7 protein-coding genes are annotated in these 8,980 nt (G+C 73.0%); 5 read left to right on the top strand and 2 right to left on the bottom strand.

The features are described 5' to 3' along the window. Positions 1-165: 165 nt before the first annotated feature. Positions 166-432, bottom strand: a complete 267-nt coding sequence (rpsT, locus tag P1V51_21700; protein MDF1565667.1) for a 30S ribosomal protein S20 — start codon at positions 430-432, stop codon at positions 166-168. Positions 433-627: 195 nt separating this feature from the next. Here rpsT and murJ point away from each other — a divergent pair, with 195 nt between their 5' ends. Beyond that, the gene (murJ, locus tag P1V51_21695) at positions 628-2,250 is read left to right on the top strand and encodes a murein biosynthesis integral membrane protein MurJ (GenBank protein ID MDF1565666.1); all 1,623 of its coding nucleotides are present in this window, start codon (positions 628-630) and stop codon (positions 2,248-2,250) included. A 41-nt stretch (positions 2,251-2,291) separates the two neighbouring features. After that, on the top strand, positions 2,292-3,287 hold the full coding sequence (locus P1V51_21690; GenBank protein ID MDF1565665.1) for a P1 family peptidase: 996 nt from the start codon (positions 2,292-2,294) through the stop codon (positions 3,285-3,287). Positions 3,288-3,434: 147 nt separating this feature from the next. Here the strand turns inward: P1V51_21690 and mazG are convergent, their stop codons facing one another. After that, entirely contained in the window at positions 3,435-4,319 is an 885-nt protein-coding gene (mazG, locus tag P1V51_21685) for a nucleoside triphosphate pyrophosphohydrolase (protein ID MDF1565664.1), read from the bottom strand. A gap of 42 nt (positions 4,320-4,361) precedes the next feature. Between mazG and P1V51_21680 the strand changes: the two genes are divergently transcribed. From P1V51_21680 to P1V51_21670, 3 genes are read left to right on the top strand one after another with little or no spacing between them, the layout of a single operon-like run. Continuing rightward, on the top strand, positions 4,362-6,662 hold the full coding sequence (locus P1V51_21680) for a tetratricopeptide repeat protein (GenBank protein MDF1565663.1): 2,301 nt from the start codon (positions 4,362-4,364) through the stop codon (positions 6,660-6,662). A 22-nt stretch (positions 6,663-6,684) separates the two neighbouring features. After that, the gene (locus P1V51_21675; protein ID MDF1565662.1) at positions 6,685-7,893 is read left to right on the top strand and encodes a DUF4388 domain-containing protein; all 1,209 of its coding nucleotides are present in this window, start codon (positions 6,685-6,687) and stop codon (positions 7,891-7,893) included. Beyond that, entirely contained in the window at positions 7,890-8,912 is a 1,023-nt protein-coding gene (locus tag P1V51_21670; protein ID MDF1565661.1) for a PhoH family protein, read from the top strand. The genes P1V51_21675 and P1V51_21670 overlap by 4 nt, the downstream gene beginning before the upstream one ends. Positions 8,913-8,980 lie beyond the last annotated feature (68 nt).

Here is an 8,980-nt window from a genome sequence, read left to right as displayed (position 1 = left end):
GCCAGCGAGCCCTTCGAGGCCGGCGGCGGCCCCGAGCGGACGGAGTCCAACCGTCGCAGGGCGCTCGAGCGGCTGGCCGAGCGCCTGGTGGACGAGGCCTGGTCGGCTCTCGTCGCCGCGGGCTCCTGAAGGCTCGAGGCCCTCGAAGCCCGCGCGGAGTTACGACTACTTCTCGAGGCCGGCGACCGCGCGCGCGAGGCGCGAGATCTTCCGGGAGGCGGCCCGCTTGTGGATCACGCCCTTGCTGGCGACGTGGTCGATGTAGCGGACGGCATCCTTGAGGGCGGTCTTCGCCACGTCCAGGGAGGACTCGGCGAGGGCCGCACGCACCTGCTTCACCTTGGTGCGCATGGTGCTCTTGTAGTGCATGTTCTGGGCACGGCGGGCATCGGCCCGGCGCGAGGCCTTGGCTGCGCTCTTGTGATTGGCCACGGACTACCTCTCGTGAAACGAATTCGTAGGCTTACGGCCGGAGAATCCGACCATGGAGCCGGGCCAAGTAGCAGTCGCGGCCCCCGCCTGTCAAGGGAACACCGAGGCCCCGGGCGGCCGGCCGGGAAGCGGTCCCCCCCAGGGGTTGTTGACCGGGAGGAGGGCCCTGCTCCAGGGTTCCGGCTCGGCGATCGCATGACGCAAGAGAAGAGGCAAGAGGAGGCGGGAGCGGCCGCCAGCGGGGGAGGGCGCATCGCCCACAACGCGGGCATCTTCGCCGCCGGCACCCTCACCAGCCGGATCACGGGCTTCGTGCGGGACGCGGCGGTGGTGGCGGTCTTCGGCACCGCCCTCTCCGACATCTGGCTGCTGGCCTGGACCCTGCCCAACGCCCTGCGCCGCCTGGTGGGCGAGGGCTCCCTCACCGTCTCCTTCGTCCCCATCTTCACCGGCCGCCTGCAGGAGGGGCGCGAGGAGGCCCGGCGCTTCACCGGCCGGGCCCTCGGCGCCGCGGCCCTGCTCCTGCTGCTCCTCTGCGTCCTGGGCATCGTCTTCATGCCCTGGATCATCGAGGTGCTGGCGGGGAGCTGGGAGGAGGCCCGCAAGGCCCGCGCCGTGGAGGTGGGCCGGGTGGCCTTCCCCTACCTCTGGTTCATCGGGCTGACCGCCCTCTTCATGGGGGCGCTGAACACCCTGGGGCGCTTCTTCGTCCCGGCGGTCTGCCAGGTCTTCCTCAACCTCTCCCTGATCGTGGCCTGCCTCTGGGTGATGCTCTGGGGCAGCGGCGGCGTGGAGTCGGGGCTGATGGCCCTGGCCTGGGCCGCGCTGATCGGCGGGGCGCTGCAGCTCGGGGCGAACTTCCTGGCCCTGAAGCGAGCGGGGATGACGCCCCGACCCTCCCTCGCGCTCGCGGATCCCCACGTGCGGCGCCTCGCCCTCCTCATGGCCCCGGCCACCCTGGCCGCGTCCATCCACCAGGTGAACCTCCTGGTCTCCCGGGCCTTCGCGGCCTCGGTCGGGCCGGGCGCGATCACCTGGCTCTACAGCGCCAACGTCCTGATCGAGCTGCCGCTCGGCATCTTCGCCGTCTCCATCGCCGTCGCCTCGCTCCCGGCCCTCGCCCGCCACGCCAAGGCCGGCGACCGGGAGGCCTACCGGGCGACCCTGGCCTCCTCCCTGCGGCAGGTCCTCTACGTGACCCTGCCCGCGACCGCCGGGCTGGCGGCCCTGGCCCTGCCGACGGTGGCGGTGGTCTTCCAGCGGGGCGCCTTCGGGGTCAGCGACAGCGCGGCCACCGCGGCCGCCCTCCTGGCCTACGCGGGTGGCCTGCCGGCCATCGGCTGCAGCCGGATCGTGGTCCAGGGCTTCTACGCCCTGGAGGACACCCGCACCCCGGTGCTGGTGGGGGTGATCTCGGTGCTCTCCTTCGTGGCCCTCGCCCTCTTCTGGATGCCGGGCCAGGGGCACGTGGGCATCGCCCTGGCGGTGTCGGTGACGGCCTGGGTGAACCTGGCCGCGAACCTGCTCCTGCTGCGGCGCAAGTTCGGGCGCCTCGGCCTCTCCCGGGTGCTGGGCTCCGGCCTCCGGGCGGCGCTCGGCGCCCTCCTGACCGGCGCGGCGGCCTGGGGGGTGGCCTCCCTCGGGCGCTGGGAGGCCGGGGCCGGCGCCCTCGACCTCCTGCTGCTGCGGAACGTCGGTGTCCTGCTGCTGGCCGTGGTCGCCGGGGCGGGGACCTACGCCGGCGTGACCCTGGCGCTGAAGAGCCCCGAGGCCCGGGCCCTGCTCGGCTCCCTGCGTCGGCGCCTGGGCAGGGCCTGATCGTGCGCTCCCGAGACCAGTCCCCAGAGAGAGGAGGGGCGATGAGCCTGAAGCAGCTACGGGGTGGCCTGACGGGAATCCCGGGGGTCAGGGTGGGGCACGCCCGGCACGCAGGGGGCGCCAGCGGCGTCACCGCGGTGCTCTTCGACGCGCCGGTCAGCGGCGCCGCGCACCTCGGCGGCGACGCGGCGAGCACCCGGCAGTTCGGGGCCCTCGAGCCGGCCCACGTCAACGGCCTGATCCACGCGATCTGCTTCGCCGGGGGCTCGGCCTACGGCCTCGCGGCCGGGCGCGGCGTCCAGGAGCACCTCGAGGAGGCGGGGGTGGGGCTGCCGGTGAGCCCCGGGCAGCGGGTGCCGGTGGTCCCCACCGCGATCCTCTTCGATCTGCCGGTGGCCGGCGCCGGGGTGCGCCCCGACGCGGCCCTCGGCCGGGCGGCGGCGGCCGCGGCCAGCGCCGCGCCGGTGAAGGAGGGCAGCGTGGGAGCGGGCGCCGGCGCCAGCGTCGGCAAGTGCGCGGGGCACGCGCTGGCCATGAAGGGTGGGGTGGGCTCGGTCCTGCTCCAGCTCCCCACCGGCGGCCGGGTCGGGGCGCTGGCCGTGGTCAACGCCTTCGGGGACGTGGTCGATCCCGCCCGCGGCAGCGAGATCGTGGCCGGGGTCCGGCGCTCGGAGCGCAGCCGCCGCTTCGCCTCCACCGAGAAGCTCCTCCTGGGTGGCCTGGCCACCCGGCGCTACGGAGGCGGCAATACGACGCTCTGTCTGGTCGTCACCGACCAGCCCCTCTCCCGGATCGGCGCCGCCCGGGTGGCCCGCCTCGCCAGCCACGGGCTCTCCCGCACCATCCGCCCCGCCGAGACCGCGGTCGACGGCGACCTCTGCGTCGTGCTGACCACCGCGGGCAAGGCCGGAGACGGCCCCGAGCCGGAGGAGCTCTCCCTGGGGATCGCGGCCGCAGAGGCGGTCTCGAGGGCGATCCTCCGGGGCGTGCGCAAGGCCCGGGGGCTGCCGGGGCTCCCCGGCCTCGCGGATCGCTAGCGGGGCGTTGCCCAGGTTCTGGGCATTTCGATCGGTCCCGCTCGACGAGCCCGGTCTCTGGACGCACCGCGTCCAACCCACAGGTGACCGCACACCTTGCCCACAGCGGGTGTGGGCAAGTGCCCCCAGGGGGTGGGCAACCCCCTCCTAACCCACGACCTTCTTGGCCTCCTGCCAGTGGGCCTCCAGCTCCTCGAGGGGCAGCTCCCCGGCGGTGACCCCGGCGTGGCGCAGCCGCTCCTCGACCTCCCGGAAGCGGGTCTCGAAGCGGGCGTTGGCCTCCCGCAGGGCGTCCTCGGGGTGGACGCCGGCCTTGCGGGCGAGGTTGGCCACCGTCAGGAGGAGGTCCCCCACCTCGGCCTGCACCGCCGCCGGCTCGCCGGCCTCGAGGGCCTCGTCGAGCTCGGCCAGCTCCTCGTCGAGCTTGGCGCGGACCCCCGAGAGGTCCGGCCAGTCGAAGCCCACCGAGGAGGCCTTGTCCCCGATCCGCTCGGCCCGCATCAGGGCGGGCGCCGCCCGGGGCACGCCGTCGATGACGCTCTCCCGCTTGCGCCCCCGGGCCTCCTTCTCCTTCGCCTTGACCTGCTCCCAGCGCTCGAAGGCCTCGGACGCATCGCCCGCCTGCTCCCCCCCGAAGACGTGGGGGTGACGCAGGTAGAGCTTCTCGGTGATGCCGTCGACGATCTCCGCCATCCCCCAGCGGCCCTCCTCGGAGGCGATCTCCGCGTGGAAGACGATCTGCAGGAGCAGGTCGCCGAGCTCCTCGAGGTGGTGGTGATCGTCGCCGGTGTCGATCGCCTCGAGCACCTCGTAGGTCTCCTCGAGGAGGTAGGGGCGCAGGCTCTCCAGGGTCTGCTCCCGATCCCAGGGGCAGCCCCCGGGCGCGCGCAGCCGGTGCATCAGGGCCAGGAAGCGGCCGAGGGCCGCCTCGGCCTCCCGGTGCGGGGCGAGCTCTTCTTCGGTGGGCTGGTAGGACATGGCGGCCTCGCGGATGGGGGAAGGGAGCAGGAGGCCGGCGCTTCCGGCGTGCAAGGCTGCTCCTTTCGAGGTTTTCGGTGTGCTATCGTGCCGCGGATGAGGTCGCAATCCATTCTCCTGCCGGCGCTCGTCGCCGGGCTCGCCCTGACGGCGCTGCCGGCACGGTTGGCGCTGGCTCAGGGGAGCTGGGAGCTCGAGCTCCCGCCCGACGAGCCCGAAGAGGAGGAGGAGGAGGAGGAGGACGAGGGTCCGGGGAGCGCGGCCGACGTCCCCGAGTCCGAGCCGGACGTCGCGCCGGTGGACGCCCTCCCCGACGAGCGCAGCTACCGCTCGGTCTACGAGCGCGCGGCCCGGGAGGCGGGCGACGCCCCCGCCGAGCGCAAGCCGACGACGACCACCGCGCCGGCCGCGGGAGTGCAGTGGGGGGTGGTGCCGGAGGCCCCGGCCCCGGAGCCCACCCCCGAGCCGCCCGCCGTGAAGGAGGCGCCGGCCCCCGCCCCCGAGCCCGCCGCCGAGGCCGAGCCCGGCGAGGCGGCCGCCGAGGGCGACCCGGCGGAGGCCGTGGCCGAGGGGGAGGCCGCCGGGGAGGAGGAGCAGCCCCAGGGGCCGGTGGAGCTGATCCTCCCCGAACAGAGGCCCTCCGACGTCCTCGCGCTGTGGAGCGCGCGGCGGGCCGACCTGGCCGAGATGGATCCCTCCCAGGCGAAGGCGCGCGAGGAGGCCATCGCGAAGCTGCGCGAGACCCTGGCGCTCGAGAACCTCCCGACCGTCTCCGCGGCCCTGATCCGCGAGGGGCGGATCGATCTCGAGAACGGCCGGGGGGCCGAGGCCCTGCGCAAGGCCGAGCTCGCGGTGCAGCTCTCGCCGGCCCTCCCCGAGGCCGAGCAGTTCCTGGCCCGGGCCACCCTCCTCGAGTCCCCGGGCTCGGTCGGACAGATCCTCTCCGCCACCTTCTCGGCCGTGGGCAAGCGCTTCACCTCCCTGCCCGAGCGGCGCGCCCTGCAGGCGAACGCCCTGGCGCTGGTCCTGGTCGCGCTCCTCTTCGCCCTGCTGGCCTTCTTCGCGGTGACGGTGCTCTCCCGCCTGCGCCTCTTCCTCCACGACTTCCACCACCGCTTCCCCCGCGGAACGAGCTACCTGCAGACGACGGTCGTCGCGCTGCTCCTCTTCGCCGTGCCCTTCTTCCTGGGCCTCGGCCTCCTCCCCGCGCTGCTGCTGCCGGCGATCGCCGTCTGGGCCTACCTGCAGTGGCCCAGGAGGATCGCCCTGCTGGCCACCGTGGCGGTGGTGGGCCTGACCGTGCCGGCGACCTCGATGCTCTTCTCCCTGGGCCGCTTCTGGGAGACCCGCGCCGCGGACGTCTGGACGATCGAGAACACGGGGGAGTGGGAGCTGGCCCTCCCCCGGCTGCGCGCCCGGGTCGAGGCGGGCGGCGCGACCTTCCCCGAGATCTTCGCCCTGGCCCGCGCCGAGAAGCGGCTGGGGCGCCTCGAGCGCGCCCGGGCCCTCTACGAGCAGGCCCTGACCTCCGGCGGCGGCTCCGACGTGGCCGTCCACAACAACCTCGGCGTGGTGCTCTTCGTCCTGGGGGAGCACGCCGAGGCGAAGGACGCCCTGCAGAAGGCCGTCTCCCTCGACGGGGGCTCGGCCGCCGCCTACCACAACCTGGCGAAGGTCTTCTTCGAGCGCTCCGAGCTGGCCAAGGGTCAGGAGGCGCGCAAGCGCGCCCTCGATCTCGATCGCAGTCTGGTCGAGGCCCACCCCGACACCGAGCCCCGGGTGAACGTGGCGCTCGCGGACCTCCCCCTCGACGGCAGCTACTTCTCCATCCTCTTCGAGGAGGGCAGCGAGCAGGATCCCTCCTGGCAGGTCCGCACCCGCCTGGCCGGCCTCCTGCCGGAGATCGGCACCTGGGTGCTCTCCCTCGCCGCCATGGCCATCCTCTTCCTCGGCGGCTTCCTCCGGGAGCGCCTGGGGGTGGCCGACCCCTGCCAGCGCTGCGGGCGGCCGGTCTGCCGGAAGTGCGATCGACAGTCGCAGGGCGAGCTCTGCGGCCAGTGCATCAACGTCTTCGAGAAGAAGGACCTGGTCGCGCCCGAGGTCAGGATGGCCAAGGAGAAGTCCATCCGCCGCCGCCAGGTCTTCCTCGATCGGATGGAGCGGCTCCTGGGCATCCTGGTGCCCGGCCTCGGTCAGGTCTTCGGCGAGCGGCTCGTCCTCGGGCTGATCCTCCTCTTCCTCTTCTTCTTCGGGCTCACGGGCCTGCTCTTCTGGAACGGTCCGGTGCCCTCGGCGCTCTGGGCCGACGGGGGGCTGCCCTCCTGGCGGCTGGCGGGCTGCGCCGTCCTCCTGGGCGTCTCCTGGATCGTCTCCCTCTGGAGCGTCCTGCGGCGATAGGCCGCGGCGAGAGCGAGTAGCGATGGCACTCACCGGCACCCTCAAGGACTTCGGAATCGCCGACATCCTGCAGCTGATCGGCCAGCAGGGTAAGACCGGCGTGCTCCACCTTCGCCACAAGGAGAACGCGGTCAACGTCCACTTCGTCGACGGCAACGTCGTGAAGGCCGAGTCGGCGACCCGCTCCAAGAAGGACCTGCTCGGCAGCATCATGGTGCGGGCCGAGATCCTCGATCAGGAGCAGCTCGATCGCGCCCTGGAGCTGCAGCGCCAGACCCTGCGCCGCCTCGGCGACATCCTCGTCGACGAGGGCATGGTCACCCGGGAGCTCTTCCGGGAGATGTACCAGCTGCAGACGACCGAGACCCTCTACCGGCTCTTCCACTGGAAGGACGGCACCTACGAGTTCGAGCAGGGCGAGGTCGACTACGACAAGGAGGCCATCTCCCCCATCCGCAGCGAGAACGTCCTCATGGAGGGCTTCCGGATGGTCGACGAGTGGCCGATGGTCCGGAAGAAGATCACCTCCTACGACATGACCTTCAACCGGCTGAAGATGCTGCCGGGCGCGGCCGAGGAGGTCGCCGGCGGGGGTCAGGGCGAGGAGAGCTTCGACGACGATCTCGACGCCGCCTTCGGCGAGATGGAGAGCGGCGGCTCCACGAAGAAGGAGTCGAGCGACTTCGGTGATCTCGGGGCCTACGAGCGGAAGATCTTCACCCTGGCCGAGCCCGGCCGGACGGTGCAGGACATCATCGACCGCTCGCGGGCCGGCGAGTTCGAGACCTGCAAGTCGCTCCTCAACCTCGTCGAGGCCGGCTACCTGCAGGGCATCGAGCCCGCCAAGAAGGGCAAGCCCCTGGCCGGCGCCGCCGGCGGCACCCTGAGCGCGCTGCGCAGCGGGGTGATCCAGGTCGCGATGGGCGTGGTGGTCCTGGGGCTCATCGCCGGGGGCGCCTACCTGAGCATGAGCGTCTTCGCCGAGCGCGGGACCCCGCTGGCCTCGCGGGAGGGGCAGGTGGCCCTCGCGGACGAGCAGGCCGCGCACCTGGAGCGGGCCCTCGCCGTCTACCGCCTGGAGGAAGGCCGCTACCCCGAAGCCCTCGAGGTGCTCGTCAAGGCCCGCCTCCTCTCGGAGCGGGACCTGCGCTACCCCTATTCCCGCCCCTGGTACTACCAGCCCCCGCAGGACGGCGCCGAGCGCTACACGCTGCTCCCCCCCATTCCGTGAGCACCGCGACCCAACGGACCCTCGAGCTGGCGGACCCCTCGCTGGCCACCGCGCTCTTCGGCCCGAACCAGGAGCACCTGCGCTGCGTCGAGCGCTGCACGGGCGCGCGGGTCGGGGTGAGAGGAAGGACGATCACCCTCGGCGGTGAGCGCGGGGCGATGGATCGCGCCGAGCGGGTGCTGGTCGAGCTCGAGGCGGTGGTGCGCGCCGGGCAGACCGTCTACCTCGACGACATCGAGCGCCTCGCCACGCTCCTGGCCCACGATCCGAAGGCGAAGGTCTCGAAGCTGCTCTGCGACGTCGTGGCCACCACCGCGCGGGGCCGGCGGATCACGCCCAAGACCCCGAACCAGGGGCGCTACGTCGAGGCGCTGCGGCAGGCCGATGTGGTCTTCGGCATCGGCCCGGCGGGGACCGGCAAGACCTACCTCGCGATGGCGCACGCCGTCGCCTGCCTGGAGCGCGCGGAGGTCGCCCGGATCGTGCTGTGCCGGCCGGCCGTCGAGGCGGGGGAGCGGCTGGGCTTCCTGCCGGGGGATCTGAAGGAGAAGGTGAACCCCTACCTCCGCCCGCTGCACGACGCCCTCCACGACTTCCTCGGGCCCGAGCGGACGGCCGAGATGATGGAGCGCGACATGATCGAGGTCGCCCCGCTGGCCTTCATGCGAGGGCGCACCCTCAACGACGCCTACGTGATCCTGGACGAGGCTCAGAACACCCGCAGCGAGCAGATGAAGATGTTCCTCACCCGCCTCGGCTTCGGGGCGCGGGCGGTCATCACCGGCGACGTCACCCAGATCGATCTTCCGCGCAGCGTCACCTCGGGGCTGCGCGAGGCCAGGAAGATCCTCGACGGCGTCGAGGGGATCACCTTCATCGACTTCGGCCCCGATGACGTGGTGCGCCACCCCCTGGTGCAGCGCATCGTGCGAGCCTACGAGGCCCGCTCCAACGGAAAGAAGGGCCGGCGGAGCGTTGTCAAGTCGGGCAAGGGGACCAACCCCCGGAGTGGGGCTTGAACTTCCTGCCAGAGGGGGGGACGATCACACTTCAGGCCCCCTCGAAGGCGCGAGGGCGCCCATTCCGA

It is taken from the genome of Deltaproteobacteria bacterium (assembly GCA_029210625.1).
Lineage (GTDB): Bacteria > Myxococcota > Myxococcia > SLRQ01 > SLRQ01 > JARGFU01.
This window is presented reverse-complemented; position numbering and strand designations above follow the sequence as displayed.

Coding starts and splice junctions, on each gene's coding strand:
- murJ (MDF1565666.1), top strand. CDS start 628: ATGACGCAAGAGAAGAGGCAAGAGGAGGCGGGAGCGGCCGCCAGCGGG.
- P1V51_21690 (MDF1565665.1), top strand. CDS start 2,292: ATGAGCCTGAAGCAGCTACGGGGTGGCCTGACGGGAATCCCGGGGGTC.
- P1V51_21680 (MDF1565663.1), top strand. CDS start 4,362: ATGAGGTCGCAATCCATTCTCCTGCCGGCGCTCGTCGCCGGGCTCGCC.
- P1V51_21675 (MDF1565662.1), top strand. CDS start 6,685: ATGGCACTCACCGGCACCCTCAAGGACTTCGGAATCGCCGACATCCTG.